This is a genomic window from Streptomyces sp. NPDC001678, assembly GCF_042892945.1.
Lineage (GTDB): Bacteria > Actinomycetota > Actinomycetes > Streptomycetales > Streptomycetaceae > Streptomyces.
In genome coordinates this window covers 225054-248788 of record NZ_JBIAUP010000006.1, presented here as the reverse complement: position 1 = coordinate 248788, position 23735 = coordinate 225054, and the positions used below count along the sequence as shown (strand labels likewise).

General features: G+C 72.7%; 19 protein-coding genes. 11 read left to right on the top strand and 8 right to left on the bottom strand.

Annotated elements, in window-relative coordinates; translation table 11 throughout:
- Window positions 1-20: 20 nt before the first annotated feature.
- From ACFYZR_RS15385 to ACFYZR_RS15375, 3 genes are all read left to right on the top strand, one after another.
- Window positions 21-2951, top strand: a complete 2931-nt coding sequence (locus tag ACFYZR_RS15385; protein WP_391910241.1) for a BTAD domain-containing putative transcriptional regulator — start codon at window positions 21-23, stop codon at window positions 2949-2951.
- 403 nt (window positions 2952-3354) lie between these two features.
- The gene (locus ACFYZR_RS15380) at window positions 3355-3642 is read left to right on the top strand and encodes a hypothetical protein (RefSeq protein WP_391910239.1); all 288 of its coding nucleotides are present in this window, start codon (window positions 3355-3357) and stop codon (window positions 3640-3642) included.
- Between the two features lie 612 nt (window positions 3643-4254).
- Window positions 4255-4515 carry a hypothetical protein gene (locus ACFYZR_RS15375; RefSeq protein WP_391910237.1) on the top strand — a complete coding sequence of 87 codons (261 nt, stop codon included), beginning with the start codon at window positions 4255-4257 and terminating at the stop codon, window positions 4513-4515.
- Window positions 4516-4643: 128 nt separating this feature from the next.
- Here the strand turns inward: ACFYZR_RS15375 and ACFYZR_RS15370 are convergent, their stop codons facing one another.
- Window positions 4644-6362, bottom strand: coding sequence for an AMP-binding protein (locus ACFYZR_RS15370; RefSeq protein WP_391910235.1), 1719 nt, complete (start codon window positions 6360-6362; stop codon window positions 4644-4646).
- Between the two features lie 111 nt (window positions 6363-6473).
- Between ACFYZR_RS15370 and ACFYZR_RS15365 the strand changes: the two genes are divergently transcribed.
- The 3 genes from ACFYZR_RS15365 to ACFYZR_RS15355 are packed head-to-tail and all read left to right on the top strand — an operon-like array spanning window position 6474 to window position 8860.
- Window positions 6474-7625 (top strand): lipid-transfer protein, encoded by a 1152-nt coding sequence (locus ACFYZR_RS15365; RefSeq protein ID WP_391910233.1) that lies wholly within the window; start codon window positions 6474-6476, stop codon window positions 7623-7625.
- 6 nt (window positions 7626-7631) lie between these two features.
- Window positions 7632-8096 carry a Zn-ribbon domain-containing OB-fold protein gene (locus ACFYZR_RS15360; protein WP_391910231.1) on the top strand — a complete coding sequence of 155 codons (465 nt, stop codon included), beginning with the start codon at window positions 7632-7634 and terminating at the stop codon, window positions 8094-8096.
- Window positions 8093-8860, top strand: a complete 768-nt coding sequence (locus tag ACFYZR_RS15355) for an enoyl-CoA hydratase/isomerase family protein (RefSeq protein ID WP_391910229.1) — start codon at window positions 8093-8095, stop codon at window positions 8858-8860. The genes ACFYZR_RS15360 and ACFYZR_RS15355 overlap by 4 nt, the downstream gene beginning before the upstream one ends.
- A 107-nt stretch (window positions 8861-8967) precedes the next feature.
- Here the strand turns inward: ACFYZR_RS15355 and ACFYZR_RS15350 are convergent, their stop codons facing one another.
- Both ACFYZR_RS15350 and ACFYZR_RS15345 read right to left on the bottom strand, forming a co-directional pair.
- On the bottom strand, window positions 8968-11487 hold the full coding sequence (locus ACFYZR_RS15350; protein ID WP_391910227.1) for a PQQ-binding-like beta-propeller repeat protein: 2520 nt from the start codon (window positions 11485-11487) through the stop codon (window positions 8968-8970).
- Window positions 11488-11710: 223 nt separating this feature from the next.
- Complete coding sequence (locus tag ACFYZR_RS15345; RefSeq protein WP_391910225.1) at window positions 11711-12514, bottom strand: VOC family protein; 804 nt, start codon at window positions 12512-12514, stop codon at window positions 11711-11713.
- 315 nt (window positions 12515-12829) lie between these two features.
- Between ACFYZR_RS15345 and ACFYZR_RS15340 the strand changes: the two genes are divergently transcribed.
- The gene (locus ACFYZR_RS15340) at window positions 12830-13477 is read left to right on the top strand and encodes a TetR family transcriptional regulator (protein WP_391910223.1); all 648 of its coding nucleotides are present in this window, start codon (window positions 12830-12832) and stop codon (window positions 13475-13477) included.
- Between the two features lie 215 nt (window positions 13478-13692).
- On the opposite strand, the gene ACFYZR_RS15335 is transcribed toward ACFYZR_RS15340, so the two are convergent.
- Both ACFYZR_RS15335 and ACFYZR_RS15330 read right to left on the bottom strand, forming a co-directional pair.
- Entirely contained in the window at window positions 13693-14178 is a 486-nt protein-coding gene (locus tag ACFYZR_RS15335; RefSeq protein ID WP_391910221.1) for a nitroreductase family deazaflavin-dependent oxidoreductase, read from the bottom strand.
- Window positions 14178-15497 (bottom strand): acyl-CoA dehydrogenase family protein, encoded by a 1320-nt coding sequence (locus tag ACFYZR_RS15330; protein ID WP_391910219.1) that lies wholly within the window; start codon window positions 15495-15497, stop codon window positions 14178-14180. Before ACFYZR_RS15330 ends, ACFYZR_RS15335 begins: the two co-directional genes overlap by 1 nt.
- A 97-nt stretch (window positions 15498-15594) precedes the next feature.
- Here ACFYZR_RS15330 and ACFYZR_RS15325 point away from each other — a divergent pair, with 97 nt between their 5' ends.
- Window positions 15595-16767, top strand: a complete 1173-nt coding sequence (locus tag ACFYZR_RS15325; protein ID WP_391910217.1) for an acetyl-CoA acetyltransferase — start codon at window positions 15595-15597, stop codon at window positions 16765-16767.
- Window positions 16768-16844: 77 nt separating this feature from the next.
- Here ACFYZR_RS15325 and ACFYZR_RS15320 read toward each other — a convergent pair whose 3' ends face one another.
- Window positions 16845-17282 carry a Zn-ribbon domain-containing OB-fold protein gene (locus ACFYZR_RS15320; protein WP_391910215.1) on the bottom strand — a complete coding sequence of 146 codons (438 nt, stop codon included), beginning with the start codon at window positions 17280-17282 and terminating at the stop codon, window positions 16845-16847.
- Window positions 17283-17406: 124 nt separating this feature from the next.
- Between ACFYZR_RS15320 and ACFYZR_RS15315 the strand changes: the two genes are divergently transcribed.
- From ACFYZR_RS15315 to ACFYZR_RS15305, 3 genes are all read left to right on the top strand, one after another.
- Entirely contained in the window at window positions 17407-19632 is a 2226-nt protein-coding gene (locus ACFYZR_RS15315) for an acetate--CoA ligase family protein (RefSeq protein WP_391910213.1), read from the top strand.
- A 133-nt stretch (window positions 19633-19765) separates the two neighbouring features.
- Window positions 19766-20641 (top strand): enoyl-CoA hydratase/isomerase family protein, encoded by an 876-nt coding sequence (locus ACFYZR_RS15310; protein WP_391910211.1) that lies wholly within the window; start codon window positions 19766-19768, stop codon window positions 20639-20641.
- A 58-nt stretch (window positions 20642-20699) separates the two neighbouring features.
- Window positions 20700-21377, top strand: a complete 678-nt coding sequence (locus ACFYZR_RS15305) for a flavin reductase family protein (RefSeq protein WP_391910209.1) — start codon at window positions 20700-20702, stop codon at window positions 21375-21377.
- A gap of 32 nt (window positions 21378-21409) precedes the next feature.
- Here ACFYZR_RS15305 and ACFYZR_RS15300 read toward each other — a convergent pair whose 3' ends face one another.
- The gene (locus tag ACFYZR_RS15300; RefSeq protein WP_391910207.1) at window positions 21410-22429 is read right to left on the bottom strand and encodes a hypothetical protein; all 1020 of its coding nucleotides are present in this window, start codon (window positions 22427-22429) and stop codon (window positions 21410-21412) included.
- Window positions 22430-22590: 161 nt separating this feature from the next.
- Window positions 22591-23664, bottom strand: coding sequence for an alcohol dehydrogenase catalytic domain-containing protein (locus ACFYZR_RS15295; RefSeq protein ID WP_391910205.1), 1074 nt, complete (start codon window positions 23662-23664; stop codon window positions 22591-22593).
- Window positions 23665-23735 lie beyond the last annotated feature (71 nt).

The following is a 23735-nucleotide window of genomic DNA, read 5'->3' as shown; positions in this document are numbered from 1 at the left end:
AGGACAGGCAGGGGGTCACCATGGCCGGGGATACAGGGCACGGGCAGGCGCTGCGCTTCACCGTGCTCGGGCCCGTCCGCGCCTGGCGCGGCGACGAGGCGCTGCACACCGGGTCACCCCAGCAGCGGGCACTGCTGGCCGCCCTGTTGCTGCGCGGCGGGCGCACGGCCACCGCGCCCGAGCTCGTGGACGCCCTGTGGGGCGAGGAGCCCCCGCACGCCGCCCTGGCGGCCCTGCGCACCTACGCCTCCCGGCTGCGGAAGGCCTTCGGGCCGGACGCGGACGCCCTGGTCAGCGAGGCGGGCGGCTATGCGATACGGGTCCCCGGCGGCGGCCTGGACGCGGACGAGGCCGAGCGGCTCGCCGCCGACGCGGAGAAGACCCGAGCGAGCGGCGACCGCTACCGCGCCCGCGACCTGTTGAACCAGGCCCTGGCCCTGTGGGACGGCGAGCCGCTGGCCGGGCTGTCCGGCCCGTACGCCGACACCCAGCGCACCCGGCTGGAGGAGTGGTACCTCACCCTCCTGGAGACCCGTCTCGACCTGGACCTGGAGGTCGGCGGGCACGCCGAGGCCGTCTCCGAGCTCACCGCGCTGACCGCCGCGTACCCGCTGCGCGAGCGGCTGCGCGAGCTGCTGATGCTCGCCCTCTACCGCAGCGGCCGCCAGGCCGAGGCCCTCGCCGTCTACGCCGACACCCGCCGGCTGCTCGCCGACGAGCTGGGCGTCGACCCCTGCGCCGAGCTCTCCGAGCTCCAGCAGCGCATCCTCAACGCCGACACCGAGCTCAACGTCCACCCCGCGGGCGACCGCCCCAGCCTCGGCCCCACCTTCATCCGGCCCGCGCAGCTGCCCGCCACCGTCCCCGACTTCACCGGGCGTGCCTCCTTCGTCCAGGAGCTCGGCGACCAGCTGGCCACGGCTGAGGGCAGCGTGATGGCGGTCTCCGCCGTCGCGGGCATCGGCGGCGTCGGCAAGACGACCCTCGCCGTGCACGTCGCCCACGCCGCCCGGCACCACTTCCCCGACGGCCAGCTCTACGTCGACCTCCAGGGCGCGGGGCCCGTGGTCGCCGAGCCGGAAGCCGTGCTGGGGTCCTTCCTCCGCGCCCTCGGAATCCCGGACTCCGCCATTCCGGACGGGATGGAGGAGCGCGCCGCCCTGTTCCGCTCCACGCTCGACGGGCGCCGCGTGCTGACCCTGCTGGACAACGCGCGCGACGCCGCCCAGGTCCGCCCGCTGCTGCCCGGCAACGAGGGCTGCGCCGCGCTCGTCACCAGCCGCGTCCGCATGGTCGACCTCGCCGGCGCCCACCTCGTCGACCTGGACGTGATGAGCCCCGAGGAAGCGCTCGTCCTGTTCACCCGGATCGTCGGCTCCGAGCGCGTCAGCACCGAACGGGACGCCGCCATGGACGTCGTGGCCGCCTGCGGCTTCCTGCCGCTCGCCATCCGCATCGCCGCCTCCCGCCTCGCCGCCCGCCGCACCTGGACCGTCTCCGTCCTCGCCCGCAAGCTCGCCGACGAACGCCGCCGCCTGGACGAGCTCCGCGCCGGCGACCTCGCCGTCAAGGCCACCTTCGAACTCGGCTACGGCCAGCTGGAGCCCGGCCAGGCCCGCGCCTTCCGCCTCCTCGGCCTCGCCGACGGCCCCGACATCTCCCTGGCCGCCGCGGCGGCCGTCCTCGACCTGGGCCTCGACGACACCGAGGAGCTGCTGGAGTCCCTCGTCGACACCTCGCTCCTGGAATCCGCCGCACCGGGCCGCTACCGCTTCCACGACCTCGTCCGCCTCTACGCCCGCGCCTGCGCCGAACGCGACGAGCAGCCGCCCGCCGAGCGCGACGCGGCCATGTCCCGCCTGCTGGACTTCTACCTCGCGACGGCCGCCGGCGTGTACGTCCTGGAGCGCCCCGGCGACCAGCTGCTCGCGCACCTGACGCCGACCACCCACCCGGGCCTGACCTTCACCGACCGCGCGGCCGCCGGCGACTGGCTGTTCGCCGAGGCCGGCTGCCTGCTCTCCTGCGTACGCCAGCACGCCCGCGCCACCGGCGACACCCTGCGCCGCGCGGTCGACCTGCTGCTGGCCGCGAAGGACCTCGCCGAGTCCGGCGCCGACTCCCGCCAGTACGAGCAGGCGGCCTCCGCCCTGCTGACCGCCGCCAAGGAAGCGGGCGACACACGGGCCGAGGGCCGCGCGCGGACGGTGCTGACGCACGTGCTCAACTGGTCGGGCCAGTTCGACAGGGCCGATGAGCAGGCCCGCCTCGCCCTGCTGCTGGGCCGCGCGCACGAGGACCCCGTCCCTTGCTGCTACGCCGCCAACAACCGGGGCATCACCGCCATCTACCAGCACCGTCACGAAGACGCCGAGGCCTACATCGGGCAGGCGCTGAACGCCTTCCGCGCCGACGGCAACCGTCCCGGCGAGGCGAGCGCGCTGAGCAACCTGTCACGGGTGTACCTGGACTCGGGGCGCGTCCAGGCCGCGGTGCGCCTCGCCGAGCAGGCCCTGGGCATCTACCGCGAGGTCAACGTCTCCTGGCGGCTGGCCAACGGGCTGTACGCGTACGGGCTGGCCCTCACCCGCGCCGGGCGCTACGAGGAGGCACGGGCCCGCCTCGCCGAGGCGCTGACAGTGTTCCGCGAGAACCGTCAGCGGCTCTGGGAGGGCATGACCCTCTTCCGGACGGCGGAGCTCTACCTGACCGCGGGCAAGCCGGCCCAGGGCGCCGCCCATGCCGAGCAAGCGCTGGTGCAGTTGCGGGGCATAGGAGGCGAATGGCGGCGCGGCAACGTGCTGACCGTGCTGGGCAGGTGCCTGGAGCAGCTGGGCCAGTCAGGCCGTGCGCACGCGTGCTGGACCGAGGCGCTGGCCATCTACGAGGCACTGGGCTCCTCGGAGGCCGCCGAGGTACGGATGCTGCTGGTGCCGGTGGCTGCGGCCTAGACATCAAGACGTACATTCCTGCATACATTCCTACGCCCGTCCGCCTGGATCCCAGCGGAACTTGGCGTAGTCGTAGGCGTGGAAGGCGTAGCCGCAGGAATGGGACGGGATGCCGGGGGATCGCGCCGGCAGCCGCGTCCCGCGATGCCTTACCGACTTACCGGAAGTCGCAAACAAGCGGAACTAGCCCGCTTACGTGCCCGTTCATCGATCGTTTATCGTGGCCCGTCAATCTAAGGGATGTCGATCCGTCGCGTCGGGGGGCAGGCGGGTCGTAGGTGAGACCTTCACCTCAGGGCGAGCAGCCCTCACAACCCGTCCGGCGGCCCTCGGGGGAGTCGCCGGACGGGTTCTGCGATCCCTGACCGACCGACGACACGCAATGCCAACGGGAGACAGCATCATGAGCGACGACAACAAGCTCAACCCGCCCATAGCGGCCACGCCTCAGGACGACCACGCGAGCTCCGAGCCGATGAAGGCGAGGCTCAGCGCGGTGCCGACCGCCGAAGCCCTGACGGCCGACGGAGCTCTCGCGCCGGCGGACGACCACGCCAGCAGCCCCAAGCCGTTCGTCCTGAACGACGACCACGCGAGCAGCCCCACGCCGTTCGTCCTGAACGACGACCACGCGAGCAGCCCCACGCCGTTCGTCCTGAACGACGACCACGCGAGCGGGACGAAGCCCTGACGGTCGCCACACGGTCGCCACGACCCTGATGGGCCGGCAGGCGTGATGTACCGGGGAGCTTCCGCCAGACATCGGCCGGAAGCTCCCGAACGCCCGGCAGTGCCGGGCCTCCCAGAGCCGACGGGGGAACGGGGGAACGGCTCCTGGGGGCGGAGGAACGGATCCCATTGCACAACGGAAACCGACCGGTACCTGATGACCGACTGGTACCTGATGGAGAAATCCGGCGGGAATGCCTGAGGGCTTGCAGGGGGCACGGGGGAACCCGATGGCCGGCCTGCCGGACGCCGGATCCGGCGAATCGACGGGGAATTCGCCAAAGGATCCGGCGGGGGGAGCTCCTGGAGGTCGGTCTCGGGGTCCGCTACGGGGGGATCGACAGGGGTCGGCGTCGACGGCGGGGAGGGGGAGCCGTCGCCGCCGGCCCCTTCGGCCGTTCCAGGCCGAAGAAGAGACCGGGGACCGGTCGGGAGAATCCGGTACATCAAGTCCGCTGTTGTTTCAGGGTTTTCTTCCCGAACCCGCACATACCGAAGCCGTCCGACAGTACGTTCAAGCCAGCACCACTCACCAACTCATGGCACCACATCCCCCTGAGCAGAGGAGTCGCACATGAACCGCACCAAGACGATCGGCACCATGCACCGCGGCAAAAAGGCTTTCGTCGCCTTTGGCCTCACCGCGGCAGCGGCGGTCCTCGGCTCGGTACCGGCGGTCGCCGACGACCACGCCGGCGTCAGCACCTTCTCCAGCGGAGTGATATCCGCGCACGCCCAGCAGTACGGCAGCGCTTCCATCGGTGCGGACGACCACGCCCTGGGCGACCGTGTCATGGGGGGTGCGGACGACCACGCCGGTGGCGCGGAGGCCTAGGCCGGCAACACCACAACCCCGCAGTTCCGCAGCTGCGTAGCTCCATACGGGCAGACCTGGGCACGGGACGCCCGCCGACCCGGCACCACACGTGAACCGCGGTCAGCGGGCGTCGCCGCACCCGTTTCTCACTCGTGCGTCCTCGCACGCTCTCTCAGCAACCCCTTGAGCACCTTCCCGGAGGCGTTGCGCGGCAGCTCCCGGACGAACTCCACCTCGCGCGGCACCTTGTAGTTCGCCATCTCACGACGCGCCCAGGCGATCAGCCCGTCCGCCGTGACCGCGTCCCCGGGGCCCGCCCGGCGGACCGCGAACGCCTTGCCGACCTCGCCGAGCCGGCCGTGCGGAACGCCGACCACCGCGACCTCGGCTATCCCCGGGTGTCGTGCCAGGACCCGCTCGATCTCGGCCGGGTAGGCGTTGAAGCCGCCGACGACGAACATGTCCTTCAGCCGGTCGGTGACCAGCAGATTCCCCCGCTCGTCCAGCACCCCCACGTCGCCGGTGTGCAGCCAGCCGTCGAGGTCGAGGGCGCGCGCCGTGGCGACGGGGTCCTCGAAGTAGCCGGACATCACCTGATAGCCGCGGACCAGGATCTCCCCGGGCACCCCGGCCGCCCGTGCCCGCCCGTCGGGACCGGCCACCTTCACCTCGGTGCCCGGGACGGCCCGGCCCGAGGTGCCCGCGACGACCTCCGGCGGATCGCCGCGCCGGCACATCGTGACGACTCCGGTCGCCTCACTCATCCCGTAGGCGGTGAGCACGGTGTCGATGCCCAGCTCGCCGCGCAGCCGGTCGATCAGCCGCCGGGGCACCATGGCCGCGCCCGTCACCACCACCCGCAGCGACGACAGGTCGTACGCCGCACGGTCGGGGTGGTCCAGGAGCGACTGGTGGAGCGTCGGCGGCCCCGGCAGGACCGTGATCCGCTCGGCGGCGATCCGGGCCAGCACGGTCTCCGGCGCGAAGACGGGTTGCGGCACCATCGTCGCGCCCCGCATCAGACAGGCGATGACGCCCGCCTTGTAGCCGAAGGTGTGGAAGAACGGGTTGACGATCAGATAGCGGTCTCCTTCCCGCAGCCCGGCCAGCTCGCTCCAGACGGCGAACGTGCGCAGCGTCTGCCCGTGGGTGATGACGGCTCCTTTGGGCTCGCCCGTGGTGCCCGAGGTGAAGAGGATGTCCGAGGGCGCCGCGGAGGGTACGGCGTCGGCCCGTGCCCGTACCGTCCGCGCGGGCACGCCGTCCCCGGCGGCGAGGAACTCCTTCCAGGTGCGGAAGCCGACCGGCGCGTCGTCGGCCAGGACGACGACGTCCCGTAGCCGCGGCAACCCGGGCAGCGGCCCCCGCACGGCGCTGTCCGGCATGCCGAACCCCTGCACGCCGAGCCGCTCGCCGTTGGCGGCGGCGGTGGCGGCGGCGGTGGCGGTCGCGGCTGTGACAGCGGCGGCTGTGGTGGCGGTGGCAGCGCTGCGTAGCGCCGCCACGTAGGACGTGCCGAGGAAGGTGCCCGTGACGAAGAGCAGCCGGGCCCGGGTCCGCTCGAGCACCTCCACCGCCTCGGCACCCTTGAAGCGGGTGTTGACCGGGACCAGCACCGCGCCGGCGCCGACCGCGCCGAGGGCGGCGACGATCCAGTCCAGGCTGTTCGGCGCCCAGATCGCGACGCGGTCGCCCGCCTCCACCCCGGCGGCCACGCACGCGGCGGTGGCATGCTCAACGCGCTCGCCGAGCTGCCGGTAGGTGATCCGGGTCCGGCCCTCGACCACGGCCTCACGGGCGGCGTACCGCTCGGCGGCCATCCGGACGAGCCGGGGTATCGAGACGAATTCCAGGTCGCCGCGCATCGCACGCCCTCCCCCTGCCGCCCCAGGTTCCGCACCCCGTCAGCTGGCTGACGCATCGTCAGATTAGCGATAGCCTTCCGCGCTGTCAGCATCGACAGCACGGAGGCGGCGATGACGGCAACGCTCAAGGACACCACCGCGATAGTCGGCATCGGTCAGACCCCATTCGCCCGACAACTTCCCGCATCCGAAAAGAGCTTGGCCTGTCGCGCCATCCTCGCCGCGCTGGACGACGCGGGCCTCTCCCCCGCCCAGGTGGACGCCTTCGCCTCGTACACCATGGAGACCACCGACGAGGTCGAGGTCGCCAAGGCCATCGGCGCCGGGGACGTCACCTTCTTCTCCCGCGTCGGCTACGGCGGGGGCGGCTCCTGCGCGACCGTCGCCCACCTCGCCGCCGCGATCAGCACGGGCCAGGCGACCGTCGGCGTCGCCTGGCGCTCCCGCAAGCGCGGCTCCGGCCCCCGCCCGTGGCGGGACACGCGGGCACAGCTCCCCACCCCGGGGCAGTGGACCCGCCCGTACGGCCTACTGCGCCCCGTGGACGAGATCGCGATGCTCGCCCGCCGCTATATGCACGAGTACGGCGCCACCCGCGACCACTTCTTCAACATCGCCCTGGCCTGCCGCAACCGCGCCAACCAGAACCCCGCCGCCGTGATGTACGAGCGGCCGCTGACGCGCGAGATGTATATGACCTCCCGCTGGATCAGCGAACCCCTCTGCCTCTTCGACAACTGCCTGGAGACGGACGGAGCCCTGGCCTGCGTCGTCGTGGCCGCCGAACGCGCCCGCGACTGCCGCACCACCCCGGTCTATGTCCACTCCGCCGCCCAGGGGCTGCCCGCCCAGCACCACGGCATGGTCAACTACTGGACGGAGGATCCGCTGTCCGGCCCGTCCTGGACCGCCGCCCGGCACCTGTGGAAATCGGCCGACTTCGGGCCCGAGGACATCCATGTCGCCCAGATCTACGACGCGTTCACCCCGCTGATCCCGCTGTCGCTCGAAGGCTATGGCTTCTGCGGACGCGGCGAGGGCGCGGCCTTCTCGGAGGGCGGCGCTCTCGAACTCGGCGGCCGGCTCCCCCTCAACACCGGCGGCGGCGGTCTCAGCGAGGCCTACGTCCATGGCTTCAACCTCATCAACGAAGGGGTCAGACAACTCCGCGGCACCTCCACGGCACAGGTGCCGGGCGCGACGACATGCCTGGTCACGGCAGGCGAGGGCGTCCCCACTTCGGCACTTCTGCTGAGGAGTTGAGTGCTCATGTCCTCCATGATGCAGGGCACCACTGACAACGGCCTCCTGCTGCCCATCCAGGACGAGGACGGCCGCCCCTTCTGGGAGTTCGCAGCGCGCGGCGAACTGCGGGTCCAGGCCTGCGCGGACTGCCACCGGCTGCGCTTTCCGCCCCGGCCCTGCTGTCCGCGCTGCCAGTCCTTCGCCGTCGAATGGCACCGCGTCTCGGGCCGCGGCCGCGTCTGGTCGTACGTCCTGCCCCACCCGCCACTGCTGCCCGCCTACGCCGAGCAGGCCCCGTACAACGTCGTCGTCGTGGAGCTCACCGACGCCCCCGGCATCCGTCTCGTCGGCAATCTCGTCGCCGCGCCGGACGCTGCGCTCGACTCCGTCGACCCGTCCCGGCTGCGGATCGGGGCACCGGTCAAGGTGACCTTCACCGAGCTCGCGGCCGGGGTGACCGTGCCGCGCTGGCTGCTGGAGCGCCCATGACCATCCGTACCGAACACCGCCCGGACGGCGTCGCGCTGGTCACCCTCGACCGGCCAGAGCGACACAACGCGATCGACCTCGCGACGGCCGCGCGCCTCAAGGAGCTCTGGGCGGAGTTCCGCCGCGACGACGCCGTCCGCACCATCGTGCTGACCGGCGCCGGGGACCATGCCTTCTGCACGGGCATCGACCGCTCCACCGACGTCCCCCAGCCGGGCTCCCCGTACTCCCAGGACGACCCGCTGCGCACCGTCGGCCCCAAGGCCGCCGACCTGTGGAAGCCCGTCATCGCGGCGGTGGGCGGCATGGCGTGCGGGGGCGCCTTCTACCTGCTGGGGGAGGCCGAGTTCATCGTCGCCGCCGAGAACGCGACGTTCTTCGACCCCCACACGTCATATGGGATGGTCAGCGCCTACGAGGCCGCGTACATGGCACAGCGCATGCCCTTCGGTGAGGCCGCGCGCGTGGCACTGATGGGCACCGCCGAACGCCTCTCGGCGCGCCGCGCCCATGAGATCGGCCTGGTCTCGGAGCTGACCCCGCCCGGAGAGGCCGCAGCGGCGGCTCTGCGCGCGGCGGCGGTCATCGCCTCCTACCCCACCGAGCCGGTCCAGGGCACAGTCCGCGCCCTGTGGTCGACCAGGGAGCAGAGCAGATCCCACACCCATGCCCTGGCCCCCCACCTGATAGAGCTGGGCAACATCGCCGCCTCGAAGCAAGCCGAGCTCTTCACCAGCCGCACCCGTAACTACCGGGTCCGGTAGGTTGCGGGCAATCGTCCCGCAGGGCTGGGGGCACCTCCCAGCGGTAGCTGGGGGAGGGTGGGCGCAACCGGACCACCAGCCCGCACCCGGAAACAAACCCGGGCGCGTCAGCGCCGAACGTGCCCCGTCCCCTTCCCCGCGTCCAACGCGTAAACGCACCGGTCCTTGCTGCACGCGTAGACGACCCCGCCCGCCGCCACCGGCGACCCCGTGATCTCCCCGCCCGTGGCGAGCTTCCAGCGCAGCTGACCCCCGGCCGCGTCCACCGTGTAGAGACAGTGGTCGGCGGAGCCGAAGTGCACCCGGCCGTCGGCGACGACGGGTGTGCCGACGATGTCTCCGCCGGCCGCGAAGCGCCACTTCGGCGTGCCCGTGACCGCGTCCAGCGTGTAGAGCGCGCCGCCGCTGCCCAGGTGGACCGATCCCCCGGAGACCAGCACCGGCTCCGTGGACTGCCGGGACTCCGTGGCGATGCGCCAGCGGTCACGGCCGGTGGCCGCGTCCAGGGCGTAGACGGTGCCCAGATAGTCGGCGATGTAGACGCCCCCGCCGGTCACGGCGGGACCGGCGGCGAAGGCGGGCGGGCTCAGGAAGACCGCGGGCGCCTCGAAGCGCCAGCGCACATCCCCCCGGGCCACGTCGATGGCGAGCACCCGCGTGCCGGCCGCGACATAGACGACGCCGTCCGGCGCGGGCAGCAGCCGTACGGGCACACCGCCGCACGAGGCCGCGTCGCCCACCGGGTACGACCAGCGCTCCACGCCCGTACGGGCCTCGAGCGCGCGCAGCCGCGCGTCGGACCAGACGTACACCGTGCCGTCGTGGACGAACGGCCCGCAGTCGGGGGTCTCGAAGTCGGCCTGGGCGCCGTTCATCTCCCACAGGAGCTCGCCGTTGGCGGCCTCCCACGCCTGGACTCCCCCGCCGCGCGTGCCGGTGACGATCGTGCCCCGGTCGGCCTTGAGGGAGTAGACCCAGCCGTCCGTGGACAGCCGCCACCGCTCCGTGCCGTCGGAGGCGTCGAGCGCGTACAGCGTCGGCCCGTCGGAGGCGTGTATGCGGCCATCGGCGACGGCCATCGCCCAGGCCACGTCCCGGGTCTTGAACTGCCGCCGTCCGCTGGCCACATCGAGCGCGTGTACCTCGAACGATGTGACGTACAGCAGGTCGCCGGAGACGACGGGGGTACCCCAGACGTCGTTCGACATCCGGAACCGCCACGGCCGCCAGCGGCCCTGCTCCGTCTGCGCGGTGACCCCGCCGTCGGGGGCGGCGACCGGGGGCTGGCTGGGGACGACCGCCGCCGAAGCGCCGGCCGGGGGCCGGACCCATCCGGTGGTGGCGCTGGCGCCGGTGCCCGCGTGCGGTTCCCGGGCGTCGGCGACCTTCGGCCCCGGACCGATCGGCACCTGCGATCCAGCCAGCCGCACGGCCCCCTCGGAAGCGGAGGGCGCGCCGGCGTGGCGGCCGTGCGCGACGGCTCCGGCGCCGGCCACCGGCCTGACGCTGTGCGGTCCGCTGAGCCCGCCGCGCGGGTCGGGCGTGCCGGTGCCCGCGCGTCCGTCGCTCCAGCCGGGGGCATTGCGGCTGCCAGAGGCGCTGTGGCCGCCGGGGCCGCCGTGCGGCTCGTAGGCCGCCACGGGCTCCGGTGCCGGGGGCTGGGCGGGCCGGGGCGGGACGGCCTGACGGGAGCGGTCGGCCGCGCCCGTGCCCTTGGCGGAGGGGCGGTGGCCCGCGCGGCGCTGCTCGATCAGGGTGACGGCGTTGTCGGGCAGCCAGGCCGAGGCCGTGCCGCTGTCGTCGCCCCCACCGGAGGCGAACAGATGGGGGGCGAGCTGCGACTGGAGGTCGGCGGGGCTCGGCCGGTTCTCGGCGGCCATCTGCATACAGGAGTCGATCAGGGGCCGGAGCTCGTCCGGCAGCCCGCTCAGGTCGGGCCCCTCCCTGAGCAGCATGAACACGGTCTCGACCGGGTTGACGCCGTGGAAGGGGGCGTGGCCGGTCGCCGCGAAGACCAGGGTGGAACCGAGGGAGAAGATGTCGCTGGCCCCGGTGACACTACGAGAGTCGCGCGCTTGTTCGGGCGACATATACGCGGGCGTGCCGACGGCGACGTTGGTCATGGTCAGCCGGGTGTTGGAGACACCGGAGGCGATGCCGAAGTCGATGACCCTCGGCCCGTCCTCCACCACGAGCACGTTCGACGGCTTGAGGTCCCGGTGGACGAGCCCGGCGCCGTGGATGGACTGGAGCGCCTCCGCGATGCCCGCGGCCAGCCAGCGCACCGCCTGGGCCGGCAGCGGCCCGCACTCGGTGATGATCTCCTCGAGCGAGGGGGCGGGGACATAGGCGGTGGCCAGCCAGGGCACGGCCGCCCTGGGGTCGGCGTCGACGACGGCGGCGGTGTAGAAACCGCTGACCGCACGGGCCGCTTCCACCTCACGGGTGAAACGGACACGGAAGAGCTGGTCCTCCGCGAGCTCCGTACGCACCGTCTTGATCGCCACCCGTCGGCCGGACGCCGAGCGGGCGAGATAGACCAGCCCCATGCCGCCGGCACCGAGTCGGCCGAGCACCTCGAACGGGCCGATCCGTCTCGGGTCGTGCTGCGTAAGCTGCTCCACCACTGACCTGCCACCTCCCCGTGGGGGCTTGAAGGGTTTCAAGCCCCGTGCAGCGTCTCTCCGCGAAATTATCCCGGGGTACGCACCCCAGATTCTTCCTGGCGAAGCCCTCGGTTGCGAACCCGGGGCGCGCTTCGCCGTGTCTCCGCCATATGGGGCCATATGCCACGCCATGCGGAACGGCCCCTCTCACCTGCTGCTCAGCGGCCCTCCCCGCGCCCGTCGGCTACCCCTGCCCCTGGTGCGCGACGTCGATCACGGCGAAGTCGGCCCCTTGATCGTCGGCGAGGACCGCGAACCGTCCGTACGGCGTGTCCTGAGGCTCCCTGCGCACCCGCCCGTGCAGCCGGAGTGCCTCGCGCACCACCGCGTCGCAGTCCTCGACGACGAAATAGGCGAGGAAATGCGCGGGCATCTCCTTGGGGAACCGCTCGTCCATGACGGCTCTGCCCGCGACCGCGTTCTCCGGGGTGCCCGGGGCCCCGGCGGGCGTCCAGACGGCGAAGTCGATGCCCGCCTCCTCGCTCACGTCATGCGTGGTGAAACCGAAGACCGCCTCGTAGAAGGGGTCGACCGCCGGGGCGTCCCAGGTGTACACCTCGGCCCAGCCGTACGAGCCCGGCTCGCCGCGCTTCTCGAAGCCCCGGTGACTGCCGGCCTCCCAGACGCCGAAGGCGGCACCACCGGGATCGGCGGCCATCAGCATTGTGCCGAACGGGCCGATGGACATCGGGCCCATGAAGATCTGCCCGCCCGCCGCCCTGATCCGGTCCGCCGTGGCCGCCGCGTCGGGGGAGGCGAAATAGATCGACCAGGCCGTCGGGAACCGGCCGTCCGGCTTGGGCGCCAGCGCGGCCACGTTCTTCCCGTCGTGGAATGCCTGCGTGTAGTGCCCGTACTCGCCCCCGCTGTCCTCGAATGTCCAGCCGAGAAGTCCGCCGTAGAAGCGCTTGCCCGCTTCCACATCCGAGAGCATGGCGTCCGCCCAGCACGGCGCGCCTTCCCGGAATCCTTCCGTGGCTGCGCTCATGGTGCGGCTCCTTCCGCGCGCGGTCGGGTTCCGCGCGGGCGGGCGAGACGTCTGCTACGCGGAGTGTTCTCGCAGCCACGGTAGAGGCAGATCGAGGATCTCGCGCGGCCTGTGGATAACCGGAAATCGGAGTCGCCGGCTTCCCCGTCCACAGCTTGTTGATAGGACAATTCACCGGTACGGGCCAATCCGGTCCGGCTCTCCCGTCGCCCCTTCCAACACCGTCTGACCTGCGATTACATACCTTCGCCCACCCCTGCCCCCATTTGCATGCGGCCGAATCGCGCTCCGATCACCCCTCGGTAAGCTGACGGCATGACAGGACAAGTACGCACCGTCGACGGCCGCGTGGCCGGTCGGCGCGGTCAGGCGACGCGGCAGAAGCTGCTCGACTGCCTCAGCGAAATGCTCAGCTCCTCGCCCTACCGCGATGTCAAGGTCATCGATGTCGCCCGCCGGGCCGGGACTTCTCCGGCGACCTTCTACCAGTACTTCCCCGACGTCGAGGGCGCCGTCCTCGAAATCGCCGAGGAAATGGCGAAGGAAGGCGCGAGCCTCACCGATCTCGTCGCCGGCCGTTCCTGGGTCGGCAAGGCCGGCTGGCAGGCGGCCGAGGAACTGGTCGACGGTTTCCTCGGCTTCTGGCGCAAACACGACGCGATCCTGCGCGTCGTGGACCTGGGCGCGGCCGAGGGCGACAAGCGGTTCTACAAGATCCGCATGAAGATCCTCAACGCCGTCACCAACTCCCTGACGGACTCGGTCAAGGAGCTCCAGTCCAAGGGGAAGGTCGACAAGGACCTCAACCCCGCGGCCGTCGCGGGCTCGCTCGTCGCCATGCTCGCCGCGGTGGCCTCGCACCAGAAGGGCTTCCAGAGCTGGGGAGTCAAGCAGGCCGAGCTCAAGCCGAACCTCGCGCTCATCGTCCACCTGGGCATCACCGGCAAGAAGCCGACCAAGTAGCGATCGCGCGCCGTCGCGTCCGACGCGGCCACCCGGCCCGTCCGCGCGCCGCGTTGCACCGTCGCGTTCCCACGGCGTGCGGGCACTTCGAACGTGCCGGCGCGGCAGGGACGCCCGTCCTTCGCACGTCCTGTCATCGTGGCGGCGGGGCAGCCCGGGCCGTCGAGCCCGGGCCGCCCCGCCGTGCCGCATTCCGGCGAAGGGCCCCGGCGGCGCTACCGCCGCTCCAGCCGGAAGAGCCGTATCTCCCGTTCCACGCGCTCCTGGTAACGCGCGTACGGCGGCCAGAACCTCACCACCGCCGCCCACGTCTCCTCCCGCTCCGCGCCCTTCAGCAACCGCGCGCCCACCGGGACGTCCTGCCCCTTCCAGCTGATCACGGCATCCGGGTGCTTCAGCAGGTTCGCCGACCAGGCGGGATGCCCGGGGCGGCCGAAGTTGCTGCCGACGAGGATCCAGATACCGACCGTTCCGTCCTCGCCCTTCAGGGGCATGCACGCGAGCGGTGTCCTGCGGGGCAGGCCGCTCTTCGCGCCGGTGGAGGTCAGCAGACAGCTCGGCAGCAGACGGGTGCTCAGCAGCACCCTGCCGCCCGTCAGCCGGTGCACCGCGCGGTCGAGCGACGGAACGACATGCGGAGCGCATCGCGCGAACGACCGGGTCGAGGAGATTCTCTGTACGAGACGTTCGACCGTCGCCATCACAGCACCACCGTTTCCCTCTCCCCCGGGGCGTCAAACGGCCCCGTCGTGTCGAACAGCCCGGCCGTCCCGGCCGCCCGGGCCCGTAGCCGGTCCACCGGGCCGAACAGCAGCTCGTCCGACGCCGCTCGTTTGAAGTACAGCTGCGCCTCGTGCTCCCAGGTCACCCCGATGCCTCCGTGCAGTTGCACGGCCTCGCCGGCGACCTTCCTGGCGGTCTCCAGAGCCTGCGCAAGCGCGAGACCGGCCGCCGCGGGCCGCCCGGACCACGCGGCGTAGTACGCCGCCGAACGGGCGGCCTGCACGGCGACGTACAGGTCCGCCAGCCGGTGCTTGACCGCCTGGAAGGAGCCGATCGGCCTGCCGAACTGCTCCCGCACGCGCGCGTACCCGACCGTTCGCTCCAGCGCCCGGTCCGCCGCCCCCACCGCCTCGGCCGCGAGGACGGCCGCCACACCGGCGCCCACCAGGGCCGGCTCCCCCCGGACACGGGAACCGGGCGGTCCGAGCGGCTCCGCCTCGGTGTCCCGGAGCTCGACACGGGCTTGGGGACGCGTCTCGTCCAGCGAGGTCAGCCTGGTCCGCGTCACCCCGGAGGCCGTCCCGGGCCGCACGACGAAGAGCAGGGTGCGGGAGTCGGCGTAGCCTCCCGTGCGCGCGGCGACCAGCAGCAGCCCCGCACTGTGGCCGTCGAGCACCTGCCGGGCCTCCCCGTAGAGCCGCCAGCCGTCGCCGGAGCGCCGGGCCTGCACCCCGCCCGCCCGGCCGCCACCCGCCCAGTCGCCGCCCCACGGCCGGTCGCTGTCCCGCGATCGGCTGCTGTTCCGTGATCGGTCGCTGTTCCGTGATCGGTCGCTGCCCCCCGACGGGCCGCTGTCCCCCGACCGGTTGGCGCCCTCCGGCCCGGTCAGCCCGAGCGCGTCCGGCAGCGTGCCACGGGGGACGGCGAGCGTCCCGGTCAGTTCGCCGGACGCCAGACGCGGCAGCAGGTCGTCGCGCTGCTCCCGCGTGCCCAGGGCGGCGACCAGGGGGACGGTCACGGCGGACGTGGCCAGCAGGGGTGAGGGCAGGAGCACCCGCCCGGTCTCCTCGCAGGCCAAAGCCAGCTCCAGCAAGCCGCAGCCGGCCCCTCCGTACCGCCGCTCGACGGCCAGACCGGGCAGTCCCGGCCGCTCGGCGAGCCGCCGCCACAGGTCCGTGTCATGACCGGCCGGGGTCAGCACCGCCGCCCTGACCTCGTCCATGCCCGCGTGCTTGGCCAGCACCTCGCGCAACGTACGGCGAATCTCTTCCTGTTCGTCACTGAACGCGGCGTCCATCGGCAGAGCCACCTCCTGACTGACGGAGCGTCATATTAGGGAGAGTGCCCACGCTTTCCCAGACCGCGCCCGAATGATCTGATGTACCGTCAGTTCCATGACTCCAGGCACGCGCAGGGTCGCTGTCGTCGGCGTCGCCCTCTCGGACTGCGGTCGTCTCGACGCGGTCACGCCCTACGCCCTGCACGCCCAGGCCGCCCGTCGCGCCCTCGACGACTCCGGGCTCGACAGATCCCTGATCGACGGTTTCGCCTCCGCCGGGCTCGGCACGCTCGCGCCCGTCGAGGTCGCGGAATACCTGGGGCTGCGGCCCTCCTGGGTGGACTCGACCTCGGTCGGCGGGGCGACCTGGGAGGTCATGGCCGCGCACGCCGCCGATGCCATCGCCCAGGGGCACGCCGAGGCCGTGCTCCTGGTCTACGGCTCCACCGCCCGCGCCGACATCAAGGCCGGCCGGCGCACCGCCGCCCTGTCCTTCGGGACGCGCGGCCCGGCCCAGTTCGAGGCGCCCTACGGGCACACCCTCATCGCCAAGTACGCGATGGCCGCCCGCCGCCATATGCACCAGTACGGCACCACCCTGGAACAGTTGGCGGACATCGCCGTTCAAACCCGCGCCAACGCCTTTCACAACCCGTACGCCCTGTACCGCTCCCCCCTCACGGTCGACGACGTCCTCGGCGGCCCGATGGTCGCCGACCCCTTCACCACGCTGCACTGCTGCGTACGCTCCGACGGAGGCTGCGCCGTCCTGCTGGCCACCGAGGAGTACGTACCGGACACGGCGAAGCCGCCGGTGTGGGTGCTGGGCACCGGAACCGCCGTCTCGCACGCGACGATGTCCGCCTGGGAGGACTTCACCGTCACCCCGGCCGCGCTCTCCGGCCGGAAGGCCTTCGCACGGGCGGGTGTGACACCCCAGGAGATCGAGGTGGCGGAGCTCTATGACGCCTTCACCTACATGACCCTCGTGACCCTGGAGGACCTGGGCTTCTGCGCCAAGGGCGAGGGCGGTGCGTTCGTGGCGAAGGGCAGACTGACCACCGGCGGCGAGCTGCCCGTCAACACGGACGGCGGCGGCCTCTCCGCCTGCCACCCCGGCATGCGCGGCCTGTTCCTCCTGGTCGAGGCCGTGCGGCAGCTGCGCGGCGAGGCGGAGGAGGGCCGCCAGGTGCGCGGGGCCCACGGCCGCCTCCCCCGGCTCGCCGTCGCCTCCGGGACGGGAGGCTGGTTCTGCTCGTCAGGGACGGTCGTGCTCGGCCGCGACTGACGCGTGCCAACGCCGGGCCGACGGCTACCTGCTGGCGCCCGGCCGGCGGACCACCTGCCCAGAGCCCGGCCGATGGGCTACCCGACCGCCCCCGCCCCCTCCGGCCGGAAGACCGGCACCACCACTCCGGTGTCGGGCACAGGCCGGTAGGCCACCCGCAGCCGCATGCCGATCCTCAGCTCCCCCTCGGGGCAGTCGATCACCTCGGTCGTCATGCGCGGCCCCTCGTCCAGGTCGACCACGGCGGCCGTGTACGGCAGGCGCGAGCCGAAGGGCGGGAGGTCGTTCCGGTGGACGACGGACCAGGTGTAGAGCGTCGCCCCGCCGCCCGCCTCCTCCCAGCCGGCGTCCACGCTCCAGCAGTACGGGCAGAACTCCCGCGGGTAGTGGTGCGCCCGCCCGCACCCGGCGGCGCGGCAGCGGCGTATCAGCAGCCGTCCCTCGGCGGCGGCGGCCCAGTAGGGGCGCGTGAAGTCGTCGATCTCCGGCACGTCGGCCCTCGCCGGTCGCGTCAAGGGGTCCTCCTCCCCGCTCCGTTTCCGATCGTTTCGGCGCACACCCTGTTCCTGATGGACCATCAGCTCAGTAATCTGACTTACCATCAGCTTATCGGCCATTGAGCAGGAGTGGGCGAGAACGATGCTCGGATCGACTCACGGCACCCTCACCACCACCTCCCGTCCCGCCCGGGTGGCGGCCTGCGGCCGCCACCCGGGCCCTGCTGTCCATGGCACGACCGCCACCGCCGAGGACACCGACGTCAGCGGGCGTCCCCTCTCCTCGGACGTCCCCGACCTCGACCGGCTCTTCCGCCCCGAGACCGTGGCCGTCATCGGCGCCTCCGAGACCGAGGGCAGGCCCAACACCGCCATCACCCGGCAGCTCATCGACTGGGCCGAGCGCGTCGGCGCCCGCGTCCACCCCGTTCACCCCACCCGTACGACCGTGTTCGGCCTCCCCTGCCACGCCTCCGTCCGCGACCTTCCCGAGCGGATCGACCTCGCCGTCCTGCTCGTCGGCGACCCGGTCCCCGTGCTCGATGAACTCAAGGAGATCCGGGCCGGGTTCGCCGTCGTCTTCGCCTCCGGCTTCGCCGAGACGGGCGCCGAGGGCGCCACCGCCCAGGCCCGGCTCACCGCCGCGCTCCAGGGCTCCGGCACCCGTCTGCTCGGCCCGAACACCAACCTGAACGCCTTCGAGCGCTTCCGCGACGACCTCGACGGCCCCGCCATCGCCCTGATCACCCAGTCAGGCCACCAGGGCCGGCCGGTCTTCGCCCTCCAGGAGCTGGGCATCCGGCTCTCGCACTGGGCGCCGACCGGCAACGAGGCGGATCTGGAGTGCGCCGACTTCCTCTCCTATTTCGCCACCCGGCCCGAGGTCGGGGCCGTCGCCGCCTATGTGGAAGGGCTCAAGGACGGCCGCGCGTTCCTGCTCGCCGCCGACCGGGCCGCCCGCCACAAGGTGCCCGTGGTCATGGTCAAGGTCGGCCGGACCGAGACGGGCGCCCGCACCGCCGCCACCCACACCGGCAAGCTCACCGGCGCGGACGACGTGGTGGACGCGGCCATGCGGCAGTACGGCGTGATCCGCGTGAACGGCCTGGACGAGCTCCAGGACACCGCGGCCCTGCTCGCCCGCGCCCGCCCGCCCCGCGCCCAGGGCGTCGCCGTGTATTCGATCTCCGGTGGCACGGGAGCCCACTTCGCGGATCTCGCCTCCGCGGCCGGCCTCGACCTCCCCGTCCTGTCCGCCGGGAAGCAGAGCGAACTCCACCAGTGGATCCCCGACTACCTCAGCGTGGCCAACCCCGTCGACAACGGCGGCCACCCGGTCGGCGACTGGCGCGGACGGAAGATCATCGACGCGATCCTCGCCGACCCGTCCGTCGGTGTGCTCGTCTGCCCGATCACCGGCCCCTTCCCGCCCCTGAGCGACCGCCTCGCACGGGACCTCGTGGACGCGGCGGAGAAGACCGACAAACTCGTTTGTGTGGTGTGGGGTTCGCCCATCGGCACCGAGGACGCCTATCGCACCACCCTCCTCGGCTCCTCGCGCGTGGCCACCTTCCGCACGTTCGCCAATTGCGTCACCGCCGTCCGGGCCTACCTCGGCCATCACCGCTTCACCAGCGGCTACCGCTCCCCCTTCGACGACGCCCCGCGCACCCTGTCCCCGTCCGCCCGCAAGGCGCGGGCGCTGCTGCGGCCGGGCGAGCAGCTGAGCGAGCACGCGGCGAAGCAGCTCCTGCGCGCGTACGGCATACGCGTACCCCGGGAGCAGCTGGTGACCAGCGCCGCCGCGGCCGTCCGGGCGGCCGGCCAGATCGGCTATCCCGTGGTCATGAAGGCCTCGGGGCCGCGGCTCGCCCACAAGTCGGAGCTCGGCCTGGTGCGGATCGGGCTGACCTCGGCCAGCCAGGTCCGCGACACCTACCGGGAGCTGACCGAGATCGCCCGCTACGAGGAGCTGCCGCTGGACGGGGTGCTCGTCTGCCAGCTCGTCGGCCAGGGCGTCGAGATGACCGTCGGCATCACGCACGACGCCCTCTTCGGCCCCACTGTGACGGCGGGCCTGGGCGGCGTCCTGGTGGAGGTCCTGGACGACACCGCCGTACGCGTACCGCCGTTCGGCGAGGACCACGCGCGGGCGATGCTCGGCGAACTGCGCGGACGGGCCCTGCTGGACGGCGTCCGGGGGGCTCCCCCGGCCGATGTGGACGCCCTCGTCGAGACCGTCCTGCGCGTCCAGCGCATGGCCCTGGAGCTGGGCGACGGCCTCGCCGGGCTGGACATCAACCCGCTCGTGGTGCTGGAGCGCGGCCAGGGAGCCGTGGCCCTCGACGCGCTGGCCGTCTGCCGTTGAAACACCTGGCACATCCGCCGCAACCCGCGCGGCCGGGCCGCGCCCGGCCGCCCGTAGGACAGCAGCCCGTTGGACAGCAGCCCGTTGGACAGCAGCCCGTTGGACAGCAGCCCGTTGGACAAGGAGCTTCCCCATGACGCTCTCCCCCCGTGAGACATCCCCCGGGCCCGATGGACGCGACGAACCGGACGGGTCCACCGCGTCCACCGGATCCGCTGAGTCATTGGTACTGCACACCACTGACAACGGGGTCGCGTGGCTGACCCTCAACCGGCCCCACGCCCTCAACGCCATCACCCCTGACCAGCGCGAACACCTGATTTCCCACTTCGGCCGGGCCTCGTCCGACCCGGCCGTCCGGGCCGTGGTCCTCACCGGCACCGGCCCGGGCTTCTGCTCGGGCGCCGACCTGCGGGCGGCTCCGGGAGCGGCCCTCACCGACCGCGCCCCCGGCGATGTCGCCCGCACGATCCGGGACGGCGCCCAGCGGCTGATCGGCGCGGTGCTGGACTGCGAGAAGCCCGTGATCGCCGCAGTGAACGGCACGGCCGCCGGGCTCGGCGCGCATCTCGCGTTCGCCTGCGACCTGGTCCTGGCCGCGGAGTCGGCCCGCTTCCTCGAGGTGTTCGTCCGCCGGGGCCTGGTCCCCGACGGCGGCGGCGCGTACCTGCTGACCCGCCTCGTGGGCCCGCGCCGGGCGAAGGAGCTGATGTTCTTCGGCGACGCGCTCTCCGCCACCGAGGCGGAACGTTTCGGCCTGGTCAACCGAGTCGTCGCGGACAAAGAGCTGGACGAGACGGCACGGGCCTGGGCCCAGCGGCTGGCCGACGGCCCGACCCGTGCCCTCGCCCTGACGAAACAACTGGTCAACGCCTCGCTCGACGCCGATCGCGGCACGGCGTTCGCCGCCGAGGCGGCCGCGCAGGAGATCAACGCCACGACGGCGGACGCGGCCGAGGGCGTCGTCGCCTTCCTCGAACGCCGGAGCCCCGCCTTCCGGGGGCGGTGACCGTCATGGTCACCGGGTCCCGCGCACGGGGTACCGATCTCACACACCATCAGATTCAATGGGGGTCATGATGGGACACGCCGGTATGGCGGACGTCGCCCTGAGGTATCTGCGATCGGCCGGCTCACCCGCCCCGGTCGCCCCGCGCCTCCCCCCGCTCCCCCGCCCGGCGCTGCGGGCCGTACGAGCGGACGAGCCCCCTCCGCCGAACCCGGAGGCCTTCCGAACGGTGCTGGGGCATTTCGCCAGCGGAGTCACCGTGATCACGGCGCCCGGAGCGGACGGCGAGCCTCCGGCCGGCTTCGCCTGTCAGTCGTTCGCCTCACTGTCCCTCGACCCGCCCCTGGTCGTCTTCATGGTCGGCCGCACGTCCACGACCTGGCCCCGCGTGGCCCGCGCGGGCGTCTTCTGCGTCAACATCCTGGGCTCCGGACAAGGAACGCTGTGCCGGGGTTTCGCGGTCAGCGGCGCGCAAACGGCCGACAAGTTCGCCGGAGTCCTCCACAGCCCCGCTCCGGCGACCGGTTCGCCCAGGATCGAGGACGTGCCCGCCTGGGTGGACTGCGTGATCCACGCGGTGCACACGGCCGGGGACCACCTCATCATCGTGGGGCGCGTGGCGGCCCTGGGGACGGACGAGAACGCGGCGAGCGCCGGCCCCCTGCTGTTCCACCGCGGCGGCTTCGGCACCTTCGACGCGTTCGGGACGTACGACGAGGGGGCGTCCCGCCCCTGACGGGCGCGTCCGCCCTGCCGCGCCCCCTCCCATCACCTCTTCCTGTGCTTGACCACCTTCGTCAGCACATAGCGCTTGCCGGAGCCCGGCTTGCCGATCTCGTGGAAGATCCGCGGCTCCTTCTCCGTACCGATGACGCTCCAGTCCCGGGACAGCTCGCAGGAGCTGATCCGCATGGAGACGCCCTGCACCCGGCCGCCGTCCTTGACCGGCGTCCAGGTGCCGGAGCCGTCACAGTCCTTGGGCCGGTCCTTGCCCGTGCCGTCCCAGATGAAGTTGTCGAGCCCCTCGGCGATCGCGTTGCCGTCCGAGGCCAGCTTGACCGTGCCGCCACGGCCGTCCGTCCAGGTGCCGGCGAGGTCCGACTTGGTCAGACGCGGCGGCTCGTACACGCTCACCAGGCCCGTGCCGTACACCCCGGCGCCGATCGCGCCGACGACCAGCCAGGCCAGCAGACCGTCACGCGTCACCCGGCGGGCCACGCTGCCGGAGCGGCCCTCGCGAGCGCGACGAGCGGCCGCCCTGCCGGCCAGGGCGGCGGGCACCAGGACGACCGTCAGGGCGCCCCACCAGATCGGATAGCTGAACGGCCAGGCGAGGGAGAGGCTGCCGAGCGCGGCCACGCCACCGAAGACGACGACGGCCGCCGCGGCGACGGCGGTCGTGGCCCCGGCGGTCCACAGCGCGCCGGCACTCCGCTCCCGCGCGTGTGCCGTCCGCCGCGCCAGCGTCAGCGCGGGCATGACGAGGGCGGCCGTGACGAAGCCACTGATCAGCACGGTCAGCAGCAGGGCGCCGAGGGCCACGGCGGCGATCAGGAGGGGACCTTCGGGGAGCCCGTCGTGCTCCCGGGAGAGAAGGATGAGCACACCCACCGTCGCGGCGACGACGGTCTCCGCGCAGAGCGCGGCCATCGAGGCGCAGAACGCCGCGCCGAACCCGTCGTCGCGCTTCGTCCGGTGCGGCGCTGCGCAGCACGGCGCGGACGCGGCGTCCGTCGCCTCGTCCGGTGTCTCTTCCGCTATCGGGTGCGGCTCAGCCTGCTGTGTCATGTCAGCCCCTCTCTCCAAGAAAGATTCCCCCAGAGGCCGCGAGGTTCCGTTCCGGCCGGTCCGGAATCGGGCCGCTCGGCACAAAAGGCACAGGCCAACCCCACACTCAGGCGACGGCCCGCGCAAGACCCGCGGCGGGGATCACTTGGAGGACGACCGGCTCACCGGTCGAAGGAGAGGACGCCCCGGGTCACCGTACGGTTGTTCATGTCGTCCATGGCCTGTGTGAATTCCTCGGCGGGGTAGATCCGGCTGACGAGTTCGTCGAGCATCAGGCGGCCCTCCCGGTACAGCCGGGCGTAGAGGGCGATGTCGTGCTGCGGCCGGGACGAGCCGTAGCGGCAGCCCAGGATCGACTTGTCCAGGTAGAGGGACGAGACCGGGAACGACGCCTCCGCCCCGATGGGCGGCACGCCCAGGAGGACCGCCTGGCCGTGGCGCCCGAGGAGGTCCACCGCTTGCCGGACGAGCCGGACGTCGCCGACGCATTCGAAGGCGTGGTCGGCGCCGGCGGGCAGGACCTCCCTGACGGCGGCGAGGACGTCGCGGCCGGCGGAGGCGTCGACGAAGTGCGTGGCACCGAGGAGCCGGGCCGCGTTCTCCTTCGCGGGATTCGCGTCGACGGCGACGATCGGGGCGGCACCGGCGATCCGCGCGCCTTGCAGCACGTTGAGGCCGACCCCGCCCGCCCCGATGACGAGGACGGACTCGCCCTGGCCCACGCGCGCGCGGTTGAGGACCGCGCCGACACCGGTCAGGACGCCGCAGCCGAGGAGTGCCGCGGCGGCCGGTGGTACGTCGGCGGGGAGCCTGACGGCCTGGACGGCCTTGACGACCGTCCGCTCGGCGAAGACGGAGGTCGCCGCGAACTGGAACAGCTTCTCCCCGTTCCGCCGGAACGGCCTGCCGGGCCTGCCGAAGGCCGCCCGGCACATGGCCGGCCGCCCCCGGTCGCAGTCGGCGCAGGCGCCGCAGGAGGCCAAAGTGGACAGGGCGACGTGATCGCCGGGTGAGACGTGTGCGACGCCCGGCCCGACGGCCTCGACCATGCCCGCGCCCTCGTGCCCGAGGACCACGGGGTGGGGGTAAGGGATGGTGCCGTCGACGACCGCGAGATCGCTGTGGCAGAGGCCGGCCGCGGTGACGGCGACGAGCACCTCGCCGGGGCCCGGGTCCCGTACCTCCAGGCCGTCGACGAACCGGGGCCGCTCGCCGTCGAAGATGACGCCTCTCATCGGGGTCCTCCCATCGGTGGTCCTCTCATCGGCGGCCCTCGCCTTCGTCGCCTGCCCTCGCCGGGGCAGGG